Raw genomic sequence first — 18,270 nt, forward strand, 5'->3', positions numbered from 1 at the left:
TTACTCATTAAACTTATCATATTGGCAATATGTACTTGTATATATTCTATTGTACCAAACGAAATAACATTTACGTATTTTGAAAATCTTATGACATAATGCAAAAATTAGTTGACACTCTAATTGATAAGGATTATCATTATAATTTTATGTTGAAAAGTTTTAAAAACCGTTTTACAATAAGGTTATAATTTTTATGGCGAGCTTTTCACATACATATTATCAGGAGGGAAAAAAGATGGCAAAATATACAATCGTTGATAAAGATACTTGTATCGCATGTGGTGCTTGTGGCGCTGCTGCACCAGACATTTATGACTATGATGATGAAGGTATTGCATTCGTAACATTAGACGATAACCAAGGTATCGTTGAAATTCCAGATGTATTACTTGAAGATATGATGGATGCATTCGAAGGTTGTCCAACTGACTCAATTAAAGTTGCTGACGAATCATTCGACGGCGATGCTTTAAAATTCGAATAGTCTTTTATTAACTTCAAAAAATACCCCTCATTCCTTTGAGGGGTATTTTTTGTTTTCTATTTTCATTCTCCTTATTAAAAAACCATTAGTAGTTACATACTACTAATGGTTTTATTTTATATTTTATGCATTTTTCATTTTTGCAAACACCCATACTTTCAGGCGTGAGAATAACGCTACAAATACAATTGTCACAACAATTCCTTTAATCAAATTAAATGGTAAGATTGCCGTTACAACCGTTGTTTTTATCGCTTCGCTAGACATAGCTGGTGAATTTAAAAACCAAGTGTAAGCTGGGAATATGATGATGTAATTTAATACGCTCATAATAAGAGCCATTGTAATTGTCCCTAGCATTAATCCTGTCGTTAAACTCTTAACAGTACGATACTTCCTAAATAAGAAAGCTGCTGGTCCAATAAATAAACATCCTGCAATAAAGTTAGCAATTTCTCCAACTGGTACTCCCGTTAAACTCCCTTGAATCCCGTAATGTAAAATATTCTTTATCGCTTCTACAATTATCCCTGCAACTGGTCCGAAAATAATTGCAGCAATTAGAGCTGGTACATCACTAAAATCAATTTTTAAAAATGGCGGAAGCCCTGGGAATGGGAAATCCAACATCATCAGTAAATATGCAATACTACTTAGCATCGCTACACTCACCATCTGCACTACACTGTTTTTTTGTTTCATCTTTCTCTCTCCTTTTCCATCGATCATCTCATGGAAAGTGGAAAGGTTCTGCTATGCCTACTTTTTCATAGAACGAAAAAACCCTTTGTGTTTTACACAAAGGGAGAATTTAAGGCACATCAAACAGACGTTCAAATACTTATCTTTTTTGAACGCTTGAACCTCCATCTTCTCCCATCCAGACTGTACTGTCGGCTTTGGAATCACACCAAATCCTGCCTTAACGGCTCGCGGGCTTAGAACAAAATCACATATAGTTCATCACCGCCGGTCGGGATTTTCACCCTGCCCCGAAGATAGACCGATATTCTATTTTCCACTTCATTATACAACAACATGATCGTATTGTGAACAAAAAAAGTGTAACTTATTAAAAATAAGTTATTAATTTTACATAACCAAAATCATACATTATATTTTACAATACACCCCATATTTTTTAGTATTCGGCATTTCTCCTATGAATCCCCTAGTCATATATAATTAAAAGTGATAAGATGTTGAATTGTTAAGATAAGAACATTTTCTGGATTATGGAGGAAATGTCATGAAGAAAGAAAAGAGACACTCTATTCGAGAAACAATGAAAAAAAACTTAAGGAAAGAATACTTTTACTTAAAAAAAGAATTACTTTTCTACTGTCCAATTGATTTAGGCACATTCTCAAGTGAGACATACTATGCTGCTTTCGATGAAGATGGCATCAGTATTTATCAGTATGATAAAAAGACAGAAAGTAAATTAAAATTATGTGAGCGCCATCCATGGAAGAATTGGAATAAAGTGAAGGTTGATCATTATTTGACAACTTCACAATTTATTTTTCAAGGTGAGCGAAACTGGATATTATCCCTTTTCCAAAAAGGAAAAGAAGCTCAAAAAATAATCGAAGAGCATACATCTTTACAAACTGAAGTTGTTTCCCGCTCTTTCTTAAAAAAACTTCCAGGCTTCCGTTCTAATACACCGTTGAATAAATACATCGGCAGCATTTGCTACACTGCACTCATTGCATTTTTATTAAAATGGATGATTCCATTTCAAGCACCACAAATCGCCCTGTACTCTATTTCAATCGGTTGTATGCTTCTTGGTTTACTTTGTTTGACAATTGGTTTAATTGAACCGACTATTGTACTATTTCGAACAAACGAAAAAACAAGAACGAAAGTATTTTACTTATATAGCTACTTAGCTATTTCTGGATTTATATGTGTCTTTATTTTTTGGTAAAAAAGAGCTAGTGTTAAACTAGCTCTTTTTTTACTTTACATATAATTGTTGATTTGGATAAATCAACTCTTGTTGCAACCCATTTTTTTCTTGAATTTCCTTAACGGACATTCTAAATTTCCGTGCAATGCTAACTAAAGTGTCACCTTTTTGAACGACGTATAACGATGAAGAAACTGTTTCATTTCTTTGTTCATGTAAAACAAGCAATGGATTCATCGCATTCTTTTTTGCCATCGTCCATTTTCCTTGATGAACTTCTAAATGTAAGTGTGCACCTCGGGATTCTCCTGTATTTCCTACTTCTCCAATTATTTCTCCCTTTGAAATATAATCCCCTTGAACTACATATCTCTTATTTAAATGTGCATACACAGCCTCATATTCTCCATGTTTAATAAATATAACGTTTCCATAGCTACTTGAATAATAAGACTTTGTTACCTTCCCTTCTTGAATAGCTGACACAGGCGTGCCGATCGGTGCCGCTATATCTATACCGTAGTGTTTTCCGTGCCTTGTTCCAAAATAATCACTTATCTGCCCTTCAACAGGCCATGCCCATTGATTTCCCTCTGCGTACACATGTAATTGAGATAAAAACAGTACTGTCAATAACATGACGCCGTATTTTAAAGCTTTCATATACATCCTCCGTTTTCTAATTACCACCATACCTTCTCTATTTTGGTATATTACAGAAAAAAGTATACAAAAAAAGAAAGTGAATCACTCCACTTCCTTCTCTTTCTTATCACGAAAAACGATTGCACTGCGATTATACTCTACATCTTTTACTTGTAATCGAGCGTTTATTACTCTAGCTACTGCAAATAAATAGTCAGATAATCTATTTACATACTTTAGAACAACTGCATTTATTTCTCCTTCCTTTTGCAAGGACACGATACATCGTTCTGCTCGCCTTACAACTGTACGTGCAATATGAATAGCAGCTGCCGACTCGCTTCCACCTGGTAAAATAAAGCGCTCTAGCGGCGGTGCTTCTTCTATATATGAATCAATTCTACCTTCTAAGTTTTCGACCATTTCAATTTTTACTTTATAAGGAATTTTCTCACCTACTATCGCCAAGTCTCCCCCGCAATCAAATAGTTCATGTTGAATTGTTTCAAGTTCATTGTAAATATCTCCGAAAACCCCGCCTTGTAGTTTCGTCATCGCATATCCAATATGAGAATTCGCCTCATCTATCGTGCCATATGCTTCCACTCGGATATTATCTTTATCCACTCTGCCACCTATTACACTTGTTGTTCCTTTATCTCCTGTTTTTGTATATAATTTCATCGCTTTACGACACCCCTCTCATTATTCTTCATTCGACTAAGTTAGAAAAAAAGTTCTACTATTATTTATTTAATTGATTTTACAAAAAAATAAAAAACAGTAGAACTTTATTCATTATCAACTTTAAAAACGAATATCTAAATTATACGATTCGGTAAATAGACAGAGAATGTAGTTCCCTCCCCAACAACACTTGAAACAGCAATTTTCCCATCATGGCCTTGCACAATATTTTTTGCAATCGCAAGCCCGAGTCCTGTTCCACCTTTTTTTCCACGTGTTCTTGCTTTATCAGCTTTATAGAAACGATCAAATAAAAATGGAATATCTTCTTCTGGAATACCGGCGCCTGAATCTTGCACTTCAAAAATAAGACCATTATTTTTCGTATCAATTACAAGCGTTACATGTCCGCCTGCGTTCGTATGACGTATTGCGTTATCAATTAAATTCGTCAATACTTGTTCCATACGATCTGCATCAAACGGGTACTGCTCAATTGGATCTTTGAAATCAACTGTTAACGCGACTTCTTTATCCTTCGCAATCCCTTGGAATTTACGACCTATTTTTTCAACAAAAGGATGAATATCAACTTCACCTATATGTAACTCTACATTACCACTTTCCATGCGCGCTAAATCTAATAATTCATTTACAAGTTTACCTAAACGAACGGATTCATCATAAATGATTTGAACAAACTCATTAATTTCTTCTTTCGTTTGCACAATATCATCTAAAATTGCTTCACTATACCCTTGAAGCATGACCATCGGTGTACGAAGTTCATGTGATACGTTCGCAATAAAGTCTTGACGCATCTTCTCAAGACGGCGTTCTTCCGTCATATCACGCAATACAGCTACAGCCCCGCGAATTTTCGTTTGATTGTAAAGCGGCGTCATAAGAACCACATAGTTACCTTTTTGTAAATTAATTTCAACCACTTGTTGTTGTTCGCTTTCTACAACGAGATGGAATAGTTCAACAAGTTCAGAAGGCAGTTTTTTACTGAGCTCTATCTCTTTTTCTTCTTGCCAAACTTGTAAGAAATGTTCAGCCGGCGGATTGATTACAACGACTTCACCTTCTTGATTTAATGTAATAACCCCATCTGCCATACTACTTAATATACTAGCTAACTGTTCTTTCTCTTGCTGCAGGGCATTCATATTAAACTTCAACTGTTTCCCCATTTGATTTAAGGCCGTTGCAAGCTCACCAATCTCGTCCTGAGATACCATAGGAGCTTTCGCATCAAACTTCCCACGCGACACCTCAAAAGCAACCTCACGCATTTTACGAAGTGGTGCTGTAATTCGAGTAGATAAGAAGAATGCAAAGAAAGTTGTTAATATAATCGCAATCCCTGCTGATAGGAATATAAAATCAGTCGTTCTTTCCATACCTTGTATCGGCACTTGTAAAGATTCATATACAAACACTGCACTTTCATTTTTTGACTGTACTGGTTTTCCGACAATCATAATATCATTTTCAGTATTTTTATTCTTTCTACTATTAGAGGCTTTTCTAATGTTATTCTTAATTTCTTTTTTGTCTGTAAACACAGCCGCTAATTCTTTATCTTCTTTTAAATCATCCATTGTAAGAGTGACTAATCCTTCTTGTTTCGGTGAAGAAGATATTTCTTTACCATCTTCTACAATAATGATCCTTGAAAGTGGGTCAGAGAATTTGTACGCGATATTCTCAATCGTTTTGACATCGGCACCTTCTTCAATTAACTCTGAAACACTTGTTGCAACCTTTTGAAGCCTAGCTTCACTCATATCAACATAATATGTTCTAAAAAACTGTGAAAGTAAAATCGCAACAAATCCAAGCACGAACGAAACGAGAAGTAATATGGTCATCCATAACTTCCCTACTACACTTCTCCAAAGCATCAGTCGTTCACAACCTCAAATTTGTAACCTACGCCCCAAACGGTAACAATCATCTTCGCAGCATCTGGTGATTTTTTGCTTAACTTCTCACGTAAACGCTTTACATGCGTATCAACTGTACGTAAATCTCCGAAGAATTCATATTGCCATACTTCTTTTAACAATTGCTCACGATCAAATACCTTATCAGGCGCTTTCGCTAAGAATAATAGTAATTCGTACTCTTTCGGTGTTAAATTCACTTCATTCCCATCTGCTGTAACACGGTGTGCATCATTATCAATTGTTAAATGAGGGAACACAGTAACATCTTTTGTCGTTGTATCTTGTGTAAAGAATGTTGTTGGTACAGAACGGCGTAAGACCGCTTTCACTCGAAGCACTACTTCACGTGGGCTAAATGGTTTCACAATATAATCATCAGTTCCTACCTCAAACCCTTGTACTCGATTTACTTCTTCACCTTTTGCTGTCAACATAATAATTGGCGTTGCTTTCTTCTCACGAACCCCTTTACATACTTCAATACCATCTTTACCAGGCATCATAAGATCTAATAGGATTAAATCATAATCATTTTGCAACGCCATTTCTAAAGCTGTATCACCATTGTCTGCTTCTTCAATTGTGTATTGTTCTCTTTCTAAATACATTTTCAACAAACGACGAATACGATCCTCATCGTCTACAATTAAAATTCTTGATTCATTTTCCATTTCTACCCGTTGCGTACTTTTACCACAACGGTTCACACCTACCCTTCTATACTATTATGTTGCGCTATTCTCGTTTATTTAAGCAATCCTCTAAATGTTTCACTTTCCATACTATGCTTCACAAGAATAATAAAGTTTGTTCAATTTTTTTCCAAAACTATGTATTTTTTTTGAACAGTATATAATGTCCTCGACATCATTTTACAAAATCAACTGCTACTTTGTCATGTTTTTCTCAAAAAAGAAGAAAAGTTGACAAAAATAAAATAGGAAAGTGACATACACTCTCCTATTTTATTTCTCTATGCGTATGAATGTAAACCCGCGATAATTAAGTTTACTACAATAAAGTTAAACATAATGATTGCAAAACCAATTACCGCTAACCACGCTGACTTCTCTCCGTGCCATCCTTTTGATAAACGTAAATGTAATACCGCAGCATAAAAGAGCCAAGTAATAAGCGCCCAAACCTCTTTCGGATCCCATCCCCAAAAGCGTGTCCATGCTATTTGAGCCCAAATCATGGCGAAAATTAATGCACCTAACGTGAAAACTGGGAATCCAATTGCAATAGAACGATATCCAATTTCATCTAACAAATCGCTGTTCGTATTTTTCACTAACGGCTGAAGTGCCGCTGATACTCTTTTACGTAAAATTAGCCTTAATACGATATACAGTAACGTTCCAACTAACACTGACCAAATAACAGTATTTAATTTTTTCGCATTTACAATCGCTGGAACTTCAACTGTCGGCTCTAATTTATTTTCTGTCAGCAACTTCCCTTCATGCGGCCCTACTAAAGCCGGAAGATTGTACTTCATTTCCACTTGTTGTTCATTTTTATCAACCCATTGAAACTTCGCTTCATATTTCATACTAGAAAATACCGTTGTCACTCCAATAAACCCAACTGTACAAACAAGCGTGAACACGACCGTTTCTAACCAAAATGTACGTTTGCTTCTCGTTGATTGATCTACATTTTTCAATAGATACATAACGCCCGTAATAAAACTAATCGCTAAGATTGCTTGTCCTGCTGCTGCAGTCGTCACGTGAATATGTAACCAATTACTTTTTAAAGATGGAATAAGCGGTGATATTTCCCTCGGAAACATACTCGCGTAGGCAATTAATAAAAGCGCAACTGGTAATGCAAAGAGCCCAATTATACTTACGCGGTACATAAAATACATAACAATAAATGCTCCGACAAGCATCATACCGAAAAACGTACCAAATTCAAAAAAGTTACTTACTGGCGCATGACCTGATGCGATCCACCTTGTTACAAAATAAACTGTTTGTGCAATAAACCCTAAAATTGTAATCGTTATTCCTACATTTGCCCATTTATGACCCTTTTCTTTAATTGCTCCCCCGAAAAATAGAGTTGCAATTAAATATAAAATAAATGCGGTAAAGAGAAAGTTACTACTTATTTGCACCATATCATTTCCCCACCTTAACTAATTTTTTTATCCACTACTTTATCATTTGGTTGCGGAATTGCTGTACCTTCTAGTACTCTTTCAATATCTTTCTTTAAACCGAACCAATTTTTATTCGTATGTCCTGCAATCCACCATTCATCATTAACGCGTTGTATCCAAATACGGCGATGATTCCAATACATACCTTGAATCACACCAACCATAAATATAAATCCTCCAATACCGAGAATCCAAAGCGTTAAATCTTTCCTTACAGTAAGTGCTGTTGCATTTTGCATTTCCACACCTGCAAAGGACATTTTATATTTGTTATTCCCATCAGCTTCTATATTTTGCTGTATACCAACAAAACTCACTTCACCATCTGGTGTTTCAGGTGTAAACATTTTAAATACGAATGCTGGATTGTTTGGTAATTTCGTTTTTGTATTTGGTCTTCCATTCTCATCAAAATAAAAATCTGGGAAATAGTTTAATAGTTCTAAAGAATAACCATTTCCTAAATCATATTTTTCTATAGGATTCGTTAAATCGACTTTAATCGGTCCCCATTTTTGATTATTTTCTTTATTTTGCAAGTTAAAGGACATACTTTTAAATTCACTTTCTTTGTAATCCACTTGATACACTGCAAATTGATCAAATTTCAACGGTTCATTCACTCGAATTTCCGCTTCTTTTACTTTTTCTAATTTCGGTTTTTCTCCTGCTATATTTTCACCTATTGCTTTATACAATATGGCATTCGTTTGGAAGTTTTTCGCAATCATTTTATCGCCTACACGGTCAATTGCTTCATCAAAAACTTCTTTATCCTTACTTTTATCATAAACTTCCTTTATAAACTTCTCATTTTTTAAATAGTATTGCCCATCCGTTCCTGGTATTTCTTTCGTTTCACCATCACGTAACCAAAGCGCTTCGTCTACGTACATACTTGGTAAAAAACGAAGCATCGCACCGAATAAAAAGATGATAAGACCGATATGATTTACATATGGACCCCAACGTGAGAAACGTCCCTTTTCCGCTAAAATGTTTCCGTCTTCCACTTTCACATTATAGTTCACTTTCTTTAAATTCTTTTGCACTCTTTCCAGGTCACCATCTTGCGGTGCACCAGTGCCGTATAATCTTTGTCTCTTTAAAAAGCTAGGGTGTCTTTTAACCCCTTGTTTTTTTAAAGCTTTATAAAGTGGAATAACGCGGTCTAAACTACATATCACAAGTGAAATACCGATAGAAGCAATCAAAATCATATACCACCATGAACCGTATAAATTATTAAATCCTAATTGATAGTATAATTGTCCTAAAAACCCATATTCTTGTTTATAATATTCAGCTGGTGCAATTCCTGGGGTTATGTACATTTCTTGTGGAAAAATAGTTCCTATCGCCGATGCCGCTAAAGTGATTACAATTAGCCATACACCCACTTTTACAGAAGAAAAAAAGCTCCAAATTTTATCGACTATCGTTTTTGTTTGCGTGAGAGATCTCCGAGCACTCCCCTCATAGCGCATATCCAATAGTTTTATATTTTCATTGCTTTCAAATGGTTTCCCGCAAGCTTCACAAAAAACGGTTCCTATCGGATTCACATGTCCACATTCACATTTAATTTCTTTCAACACTCTCACCGCCCCTGTATCTATATGTACTATTGTATATTCTAACCTCAAGTTACCGCAATACTCAGAATTTTTAAACCAGAGGCACTATAGACACGCACCTCTTATGTAAAGGCTTTCTTTATTACGGAGTAATTTTCTTTAAATATCCTTCTAACTGTTCTTTCGTTTGTTCACCTATAATTTGCTCCACTACTTTTCCATCTTTATCAATCAAGAAGCTTGTTGGTAATGGTCCTACTCCGTATGTTCCTATAATTTTTTGTCCTTTATCAATGGCAACTGGGAATTTCAAACCGTATTGGTTCACAAAATTCTTTACTGCGATGTCCGTCTCATCTGCATCTAACGCAATAATTTCAACGCCTTTTTCTTTATACTTTGGGTATAGTTCATTCATATAAGGCATTTCTTTCTCACAAGGTTTACACCACGTACCCCAAAAATTTAAAAATACACCTTTTCCCTTTAAATCTTTTAGTTCAATTTTCTTTCCTTCTAAATCCGTCACAACAAAGTTAGGCGCTTCTTTTCCAATTTGCATTTTCTCTTTATCAGCAAAGAATCCTTGATAAAGTGTAAATCCTACAGCACCGCTTAAAATGAGCAGAATGATAACGCGAAATAATAAGCGATTTTTCTTCATATTGTTTCCCCTCTCTTCGACGAGTGATGAATATATGTATTTTTTAATAAATCACCAGCGGAACATTCCACTGGTGAAAGTTTCACAATATCGATTAGCGAGGCTTTGTGGAAGCCAATGCACGTAATTGTTTCACCTCATGTGGTGTCAATTCTCTTGCATCACCAGGTCGCAAGCTACCCACTTCTAAAAAGGCGTAGCGTTCACGCTTTAGTTTCACTACTTTACAGTCTAAAGCTTCAAACATACGACGTACTTGACGGTTACGTCCTTCATGAATTGTTAGTTGTACAATCGCCATTTCTTTACGCTTGTCCCAAGAAATAATCTTCACACGCGCTGGTGCTGTTTTTCCGTCTTCTAACGTCACACCACGTTCTAACATGCGGATTTTTTCACCTGTTAGAGGCCCTTTTATTTTTGCAACATATGTTTTTTCAACTTTATATCTAGGGTGCATTAATACGTTTGCGAAGTCCCCGTCGTTTGTCATTAATAATACGCCAGACGTATCATAATCTAAACGTCCGATTGGGAATAAACGTTGTGTAATTTCTGGGAAAAAGTCTGTTACAACACTTCTTCCTTTATCATCTGATACACTTGAAATTACGCCAGTTGGTTTATATAGTAAAAAATAAACAGGTTCTTCTTTTTCAAGAGGGATGTTATTTACTTCTACTTTATCTTGAGGAGTTACTTTCGTTCCTAACTCCTTCACTATTTTTCCGTTAACTTTCACTTTTCCTTGCTGAATTAATTCCTCAGCCTTTCTTCTCGATGCAATACCTGCTTGCGCAATCACTTTTTGTAATCGTTCCATTTCTTTTTTTCACCTCGAATTTATCTTACCTTACATTAGAAAGACTTGGCAACCGCATACACTTGACGGCTTTTCGCTCCATCTTACTTAAACAACATAGCGATGATAATAAACATATAAAGGTCAAACCATGTTTTTACCTTTTATTATTGTCCATATTTTTCATATTGCTCACAATAAAAGTTCATTATTTTGTCAAAAATACCGCATAAAAAAACCACTATTAAGCAACACCTTAATAGTGGTCGTATACGTATTATAAGCGAAATAGCATAAAAAATGAATAGTATTACTTAAACATTAAAGAAACAAACACAATCGAACAAATAATTCCGATTAAATCGGCAAAAAGTCCTACTTTTAATGCATCTCCCATTTTTCTAATTCCAACAGCTCCGAAGTATACTGTTAAAATATAAAAAGTCGTATCTGTACTCCCTTGCATCGTAGAAGCCAATCGCCCAATGAACGAGTCTGGTCCATACGTCGCAATTAAATCGGTCGTAATACTTAAACCAGCAGAGCCCGAAATAGGACGTATAAGTGCTAGTGGAACAATTTCTGCTGGGACATGAATTAAATCTAACATCGGCTTCATCACTGATATCATTGCATCTAATGCACCTGAAGCTCGAAATATAGAAATAGATACGAGCATTCCAACCATAAACGGTAAAATGGAAATTGCAATTTGAATCCCTTCTTTTCCTCCTTCAACGAACGATTCATACGTCGGAACTTTCTTTATCGTTCCATATAAAAGGATAAAACCAATGACACAAGGGATTACCCATAATGATATCGTATTGACAATGCTCATTTTTTCCGCCCCTTCCTACTCCTTCTTCGGTAAAAATAGCGGTCAATCCAAATCGCTCCGATCATAGAGAGTACTTGTGCAATGAATGTTACCCCAACGATTTCGGTGGGATTTGCTGATTCATACGTCATTCGAATCGAAATGACGGTCGTAGGAATTAAAGTAATCGCTGATGTATTTAATGCTAAAAACGTTACCATAGAACGACTCGCCGAATCCTTCCCTCCATTTAACTCTTTCAATTGTTCCATCGCTTTAATGCCAAGAGGGGTCGCTGCATTACCTAATCCAAAAAAATTTGCCATCATATTTGATAAAATAAATCCCATTGACGGATGATCCTTCGGTATTTCTGGAAACAACCTTTTTACTATCGGCATAAAAAGTGCCACTAACTTTTTTAACAACCCAGCTTCCTCTGCAATTTTCATTAAGCCGAGCCAAAATACTAAAACACTAATCAGTCCTATACAAATTGTTACTGCATCTTTCGCTCCATCAAATACAGCTTTATTTATTGCTTCCATCGTTCCATTTATCATCGCATATACAATCCCTATGACTGCCATCGCTACCCATACGAGATTAACCATCGCTACCAACACCTATCATGTAAGAAAAAATTTCTTTCACATTATTCCAGTACATCCCGGTTGTAGCTACTAACTTTCGTTTACTATAAAATAAATTCCGTTCTCCAACTTTCTCATTGCCAACATAAACGTCTGTCTTTCCAACCTTTACTCCATCCACAAGCTTTGCACTTTTATCTAGTTCAACTTTTAATACTACGCTCTTTTTTTCCTCTTCAGTTAAAGGTACTGAAAAACTATTTTTCGTGTAAACATGATTGGCGTATTTCTTTTCGGTTATTTCAGCAAGTGCTCCTTGTCCTAAAACTTTTGTTTGTTCGAAACGGTCAAAACCTTTATCAAATAAATTCATATGATCATCCCAATCACTAGAAGCGCTCAAAGTTACGACAATTAGATCTAGTCCATCTTTTGATGCTGTTGTAACAAGCGTTCTTCCTGCTTTCTTCGTAAAACCTGTTTTTCCCCCTGTTGCAAATTCATAATACGACGTCACAAGTTTATGTTTGTTTTTCCACGGATAATCCCACGAATCTGATTTATACGTTTTTGTTCCAAAAATTTTCTTAAAAGTCTCGTTCCCCATTGCATATCTCGTTAAAAGTGCCATGTCATAGGCCGACGAATAATGAGATCCATCTCCATCCAAACCATGTGGGTTTGAAAAGTGAGTATCTTTCATTCCAATCTGTTTCGCCTTTTCATTCATTAAATATACGAACCCTTCTATACTCCCTCCTACATTTTCAGCAATTACTTGTGCTGCGTCATTACCAGATCTAAGCATAAGTCCGTATACTAAATCCTCTAGCTTCACTTTTTGCCCAGGCTTTAAATAAATTGCAGATCCTTCGACCCTGACCGCTTCATTACTTACTAATACCCTTTCTTTCATCTTTCCTGATTCAGCAGCTAATAAGGCTGTCATAATTTTTGTTATACTAGCAATTTTTTGCGGCTCATGTTCTGCTTTTCCGTATAATACACGTCCAGAATGTTGTTCCATTAATACAGCATTACGAGCACTGACATTGCTGTTCATCTTTGCATATGTAGGAATTGGCATAACGCTTGCATAAATAATAAGAAGCGTTATGATTACACAAATTCGTCTCATATTTCCCCCCACGTCCTTTTGGCACTTTTTGTACAAGTGTATGCTTGGCCTTTTAAAATATGAACGAAATCTCCTTCTCCTTCCAATAAAAAAGACGCAGAAAACCTGCGTCTAATACGGTGTCCATTCAATTTGTTTTGCACTTTCAAATCTTTTTTCGACATCAGGCCAATTTACAACATTCCACCAATTTTTTATATATTCATCTTTACGATTTTGGTATTGTAAATAATACGCATGTTCCCACACGTCTAATACAAGGAGTGGTATCGTATCCCATTGTGTAAATAATTGATGAAGTGTACTCTGCAAAATTTCTAACCTTCCAGATCGTGGCACCCAAACGAGAATTGCCCAGCCTGATCCTTCCACTTTAGAAGCTGCTTCTGTAAAATGTTTTTGAAAACGTAAGAAACTTCCAAAATCTTGTTCAATCCGGTGTGAAAGAGCCCCTCTTGGACTTCCGCCTCCACCTTTTTTCATGTTATTCCAAAATATTGTGTGCAGGTAATGACCAGATCCATGAAAAGCAGCTTCCCTTTCCCAATGCTTAATTAAATCAAATTGATTTGTTTTTCTCGCTTCTTCCATCATCTTCTCCGCTTTATTTAATCCTTCTACGTAACTACGATGATGTTTATCATGGTGTAACATCATAATTTCTCTAGAAATATATGGTTCTAAGGCGTTATACGGATACGGTAATGGTGGGAGTGTATGTCCTCCAATTGGAACAGCTCGTTCACTATCCCCTCTTTCACATAGTTCATATTCCTCTTCTCCCTGTACAAATACTTCTTGCAAATGATGCTGAATATGTTCTACATCATCACTTATTTCATACATAAACTCTGCATCTGTGTCGTACTCATGTTCTTTCATACGATCTAATAACGTTTGAATTTTATAAGCAAGCATATGGACATCATACACTTCCATTGCACGGCTATCTAATACGTGAAGAACACTTTCACACCAGCTTTCTACTTCATGAAAGTAATCTGTAAATACACCTTGCTGACTCATGTTACACCTCCTTAATGCTATCCCCTTAAATATATTCAAAGGAAACCTCTTATATAACTGTACAAAAGGAAAAGAAGCTAAGTCCCCTCAGCTTCTTTTTCGCAGTTAATATTTGTGTAACATCTTTGTTTGATAATCCGTCTCATAATATTCTAATTCTTCACGCATCAATTGGAATTTACCCTCTAAGCTCTTCATTACTTCCTCTACAGATGCAGGTGGTGTTTGTTGAAACACAATGGAGTTTTTCCCTGTATAAGCAGATCGACTATTTTCATACCAATAATCACTTTTTGGTGAGAAAAATTCTGCAATTACTTGATGGTAAATCTTATATAAGGTTTTTTCAGCTGCTGTCTTTCGAAATGGCTGGCTATTTAACAAAACAAAACATGCATCATGCCCTTCTTCACAAAAAACGAGAAGACGTCTCATTGATGCTAATAGTCCTTTATAATATTGCTCGTTTCCTGCTGGAGTTTCCTCTAGTAAAGAAGGTAACGTATGATAATTCACATAATTGGTTATCAAAGTAATAGCATCTTCTAAAAATATAGAAACTTGTTCTGTTTGATTCTCAACCATCAAATTAGACATTTTCCTCTCTCCTTTGCCATTTCACGATATTTCTACTCTTTTATTTTTATGTAATTCAGCCAATATTTCTTGTACTTTCAACAGCGTTTCTTTATCAAAATATTGTTGAAATTCTTCTATATTATTTAAATACAAACGTTTTTGCGTACGGAGCTCGTTCTCTTTTAGTAAACAGCATATCGCTACAATATCCCGTAAATGTATGTCTTGTTCTTCTACTTTACATACTGTATTTCCTTCAAAAAGAGTAATTCCTTGTAAAACTTCTTCAAAATATCGAACATATAAAACAGAAAAAGTTCTTTCTTTATTATTTAATATATATGTCACTTCAGATCTATTAAAAAAATCTTCTGATGTATTAGGTTTTGCTTTCTCTAACTCATATCCCGCATAACCTATTATAATCATTTACTTCCCCTCTCTTCCTTCTTTCAATTTATTTTAACTTAATTTTCTGACAAACGAAATACTCTTTCAAATATAATCCTTATAAAAAAATAGCTTCCTTATACAGGAATTTACCTTTTTATTTTTCTTGAAGTTTGTCATAATAATATTATTGTCTCAGTTTTCTTATACAAGGAGAGTTGTATTTATGTCGTTTTCATGGAAACGTTTCTTACAAATCGGGAAAATTATCTTCCCATTTGTTGTATTAACAATTGTATTCTTTCAAGCAAAAAAAGAATTAGCAGGCATTTCTTTTTTAGAAGCAATCAATACAATTAAAAACATTCCAACCGGAGGAGTCTTTTTAGCAATTACACTTGGTGCATTTGCCGTATCCACAATGTTCTTTTATGACTATGTTATGCTTCGTTATTTAAAAGCTGATATACCAGTCCAAAAGATTTTTCGTATCTCATGGATTGCTAATACCTTAAATGGATTTATTGGATTTGGTGGTCTCGTTGGAGCAGGTGTACGCACAATGCTGTATCGTCCATACATAAAAGAAAATGGCAAACTTATTAAAAGTATCGCTTGGATGACAACCGCTTTTATTAACGGACTAGCTATTCTTTCGTTCCTCGGTCTTATCGGAATATTAGACACAAGTTTTATTTTGCATGAAAAACCGTGGCTATGGCCTGTTCTTATCTTCTTCGCTCTTTTCGTCCCTATATACATTGGCTTCTCTAAACTAAAAAATAGAAAAACGAAGCAAGCGGAAGGACAAGATGAAGGAGAAGAAGAGAAAAATCCAACTGTTTTATACTCATTAGTTTCATTAGTTGAGTGGGTATCTGCTGGTATTGTTATGTACGTCATATTAATATTATTTGGGATCGATATCGAATTTCAAAAGTTTTTAGGTGTGTATGTAATTGCTGCTTTAGCTGGCGTTGTTAGTCTTGTGCCTGGTGGGCTGGGTTCATTTGATCTTGTCTTTTTAACTGGACTTGGACAATACGGCATTGATACAGGCGTATTACTACCTGCTATGTTATTATATCGCCTTGTCTATTACATTTTACCGTTCTGCCTTGGTCTTATTTTTGCAGCTTTTGAAATGACAGGTGTGGCCATTAAAAAGTTTGAAGATAAGCCTTTTATTGCGCCTGCATTAGAAACAACTGGTGTTATATGGACTTTGCAGCGTGATTTTCTAGGAAAACTAGGTTCATGGGCCTCTGCTGCTTTAACAGTATTTGCTGGACTAATGGTTATTTTATCGACCATTCTACCAACAAGTATAAACAGAGCACACGCCTTACATATTCTAGCTCCAAAACATCTTATTCAATTTTCTTTTAGCTTATCACTAACATTTGGTATTCTCCTCCTGATCCTTTCACGAGGCATATATTATGGAACAAAGCGTTCTTACTATATGACGATTATTTCTTTAATCGGAGCGGCCATCTTTAATACGCTAAAAGGGATTGATATTGAAGAAACGTTTATTTTATTAATTGTACTCGCTGTATTATATATGCTTCGTAAAAGATTTGTACGCGAGAAAATGGAAGTCTCACTTTCTGATATCGTAAAAGTTTTTATATTCTTACTTATAACTTTATATTTATATAAAAACTTAGGTATTTTATTTGCAGGTGCAAAAGAAGCTTTTAAACCTGATTTTGTCGTTCGTAATATTACGCAAGTGAAACGAAGTGCATTAGCTGCTGCCTTTTTCGTTCCTACATTTTTACTGATTGGCTCACTCATTGCTAATCGTTATCGAAATGAATTTCCCGGGCAACCAGCTAATGATAAAAGATTGCAAAACTTTTTAGATGAACATGGCGGAAATGTACTTAGTCATTTAGGATTTTTAGGTGATAAACAATTCTTCTTCAGTAGCGATGGGAAAGCGCTCCTTCTCTTCTCTATAACTGGAAAACGTCTTGTTGTGCTAGGTGATCCAATTGGAGATCCTTCCTCCTACCGTACTGTGTTACAGGAATTTTTAGCTGAGGCTGATCGATTTGGATACATTTGTGTATTCTACCAAATCGAAAGTAAATGGATGAGTTTATATCATGATTTCGGTTACAACTTCTTTAAGCTTGGTGAAGAAGCTGTCGTTGATTTGAACACATTTACAATAACAGGAAAAAAACGCGCCGGTATGCGAGCAACTTTCAACCGTTTTGAACGAGAGGGCTATACATTCTCTATTCACCAGCCACCGTTCTCAAACGAATTATTTGAAGAATTACGAAAAGTTTCAGATGCGTGGCTCGGTGGAAAAAAAGAGAAAAGTTTCTCACTCGGATACTTTGATCATGAATATATTAGCCGAGCACCTATCGCTACATTATCTGATGCAGATGGAAAAATCATCGCATTTACAACTTTTATGCCAGTATATCAAGACGGATCATTGTCTGTTGATTTAATGCGGTATTATCCAGATGCACCTAGCGGCATTATGGATGCCATTTTCATCCACCTATTCCAGTGGGCAAAAGAAAATGAATACCACTCCTTTAATATTGGCATGGCGCCACTTTCAAATGTAGGTTTATCGACACAATCTTTCTGGTCTGAACGAGTTGCCGCTGCCATCTTTAATAATGTTCGTTATACATATAGTTTCAGCGGGTTACGACATTTTAAAGAAAAATATAAACCAGCATGGAGCGGTAAATATTTAGCATTTAGAAAGAATCATTCTTTACCAATTACAATGCTCTCTGTAACAAAATTAATAGGAAAAAGAAAAAACAGCTAAATAG

General features: G+C 35.5%; 18 protein-coding genes and 1 riboswitch. Of the genes, 3 read left to right on the forward strand and 15 right to left on the reverse strand.

The genetic code is table 11. The features are described 5' to 3' along the window. Positions 1-238: 238 nt before the first annotated feature. Positions 239-487 (forward strand): ferredoxin, encoded by a 249-nt coding sequence (locus AC0L0O_RS17490; RefSeq protein ID WP_001151996.1) that lies wholly within the window; start codon positions 239-241, stop codon positions 485-487. A 123-nt stretch (positions 488-610) separates the two neighbouring features. Here the strand turns inward: AC0L0O_RS17490 and AC0L0O_RS17495 are convergent, their stop codons facing one another. Continuing rightward, positions 611-1,189 (reverse strand): ECF transporter S component, encoded by a 579-nt coding sequence (locus tag AC0L0O_RS17495; RefSeq protein ID WP_000810850.1) that lies wholly within the window; start codon positions 1,187-1,189, stop codon positions 611-613. A 162-nt stretch (positions 1,190-1,351) separates the two neighbouring features. Further along, a riboswitch (FMN riboswitch) is annotated at positions 1,352-1,491 on the reverse strand. A gap of 245 nt (positions 1,492-1,736) precedes the next feature. Here AC0L0O_RS17495 and AC0L0O_RS17500 point away from each other — a divergent pair. Then, positions 1,737-2,423 (forward strand): hypothetical protein, encoded by a 687-nt coding sequence (locus tag AC0L0O_RS17500; RefSeq protein WP_000711804.1) that lies wholly within the window; start codon positions 1,737-1,739, stop codon positions 2,421-2,423. Between the two features lie 30 nt (positions 2,424-2,453). Here AC0L0O_RS17500 and AC0L0O_RS17505 read toward each other — a convergent pair whose 3' ends face one another. The 14 genes from AC0L0O_RS17505 to AC0L0O_RS17570 form a co-directional block, all read right to left on the reverse strand. After that, entirely contained in the window at positions 2,454-3,068 is a 615-nt protein-coding gene (locus AC0L0O_RS17505; protein ID WP_000645701.1) for a peptidoglycan DD-metalloendopeptidase family protein, read from the reverse strand. An 84-nt stretch (positions 3,069-3,152) separates the two neighbouring features. Continuing rightward, positions 3,153-3,734: a cob(I)yrinic acid a,c-diamide adenosyltransferase gene (locus AC0L0O_RS17510; protein WP_000781291.1), complete on the reverse strand. Its 582-nt coding sequence runs from the start codon at positions 3,732-3,734 to the stop codon at positions 3,153-3,155. Positions 3,735-3,871: 137 nt separating this feature from the next. Beyond that, the gene (resE, locus tag AC0L0O_RS17515; protein WP_000964667.1) at positions 3,872-5,647 is read right to left on the reverse strand and encodes a sensor histidine kinase ResE; all 1,776 of its coding nucleotides are present in this window, start codon (positions 5,645-5,647) and stop codon (positions 3,872-3,874) included. Continuing rightward, complete coding sequence (gene resD / locus AC0L0O_RS17520) at positions 5,647-6,363, reverse strand: DNA-binding response regulator ResD (protein WP_000426862.1); 717 nt, start codon at positions 6,361-6,363, stop codon at positions 5,647-5,649. The genes resE and resD overlap by 1 nt, the downstream gene beginning before the upstream one ends. Positions 6,364-6,665: 302 nt before the next feature. After that, positions 6,666-7,823 (reverse strand): cytochrome c biogenesis protein ResC, encoded by a 1,158-nt coding sequence (gene resC / locus AC0L0O_RS17525; RefSeq protein ID WP_000250092.1) that lies wholly within the window; start codon positions 7,821-7,823, stop codon positions 6,666-6,668. Positions 7,824-7,837: 14 nt separating this feature from the next. After that, positions 7,838-9,463, reverse strand: a complete 1,626-nt coding sequence (gene resB, locus AC0L0O_RS17530; protein ID WP_000910533.1) for a cytochrome c biogenesis protein ResB — start codon at positions 9,461-9,463, stop codon at positions 7,838-7,840. Between the two features lie 121 nt (positions 9,464-9,584). Then, entirely contained in the window at positions 9,585-10,106 is a 522-nt protein-coding gene (gene resA / locus AC0L0O_RS17535) for a thiol-disulfide oxidoreductase ResA (protein ID WP_000742206.1), read from the reverse strand. A 94-nt stretch (positions 10,107-10,200) separates the two neighbouring features. Then, the gene (rluB, locus tag AC0L0O_RS17540) at positions 10,201-10,929 is read right to left on the reverse strand and encodes a 23S rRNA pseudouridine(2605) synthase RluB (RefSeq protein ID WP_000440556.1); all 729 of its coding nucleotides are present in this window, start codon (positions 10,927-10,929) and stop codon (positions 10,201-10,203) included. 289 nt (positions 10,930-11,218) lie between these two features. After that, positions 11,219-11,749, reverse strand: coding sequence for a spore maturation protein SpmB (gene spmB / locus AC0L0O_RS17545; RefSeq protein ID WP_000029511.1), 531 nt, complete (start codon positions 11,747-11,749; stop codon positions 11,219-11,221). Then, a complete protein-coding gene (gene spmA, locus AC0L0O_RS17550; RefSeq protein WP_000247805.1) occupies positions 11,746-12,342 on the reverse strand; it encodes a spore maturation protein SpmA in 597 nt (198 codons plus the stop codon). The genes spmB and spmA overlap by 4 nt, the downstream gene beginning before the upstream one ends. Further along, positions 12,335-13,459, reverse strand: a complete 1,125-nt coding sequence (gene dacB / locus AC0L0O_RS17555; RefSeq protein WP_001252616.1) for a D-alanyl-D-alanine carboxypeptidase DacB — start codon at positions 13,457-13,459, stop codon at positions 12,335-12,337. The genes spmA and dacB overlap by 8 nt, the downstream gene beginning before the upstream one ends. 111 nt (positions 13,460-13,570) lie before the next feature. Then, positions 13,571-14,485, reverse strand: a complete 915-nt coding sequence (locus AC0L0O_RS17560; RefSeq protein WP_000082669.1) for a superoxide dismutase — start codon at positions 14,483-14,485, stop codon at positions 13,571-13,573. A gap of 105 nt (positions 14,486-14,590) precedes the next feature. Further along, positions 14,591-15,082 carry a YpuI family protein gene (locus AC0L0O_RS17565; RefSeq protein ID WP_000067563.1) on the reverse strand — a complete coding sequence of 164 codons (492 nt, stop codon included), beginning with the start codon at positions 15,080-15,082 and terminating at the stop codon, positions 14,591-14,593. 21 nt (positions 15,083-15,103) lie between these two features. Then, positions 15,104-15,493, reverse strand: a complete 390-nt coding sequence (locus AC0L0O_RS17570; RefSeq protein WP_000583795.1) for a hypothetical protein — start codon at positions 15,491-15,493, stop codon at positions 15,104-15,106. 187 nt (positions 15,494-15,680) lie between these two features. Here AC0L0O_RS17570 and mprF point away from each other — a divergent pair, with 187 nt between their 5' ends. Further along, positions 15,681-18,266: a bifunctional lysylphosphatidylglycerol flippase/synthetase MprF gene (gene mprF / locus AC0L0O_RS17575; protein ID WP_000010869.1), complete on the forward strand. Its 2,586-nt coding sequence runs from the start codon at positions 15,681-15,683 to the stop codon at positions 18,264-18,266. Positions 18,267-18,270: the final 4 nt, after the last annotated feature.

Source organism: Bacillus sp. GS3m_15504 (genome assembly GCF_055825275.1).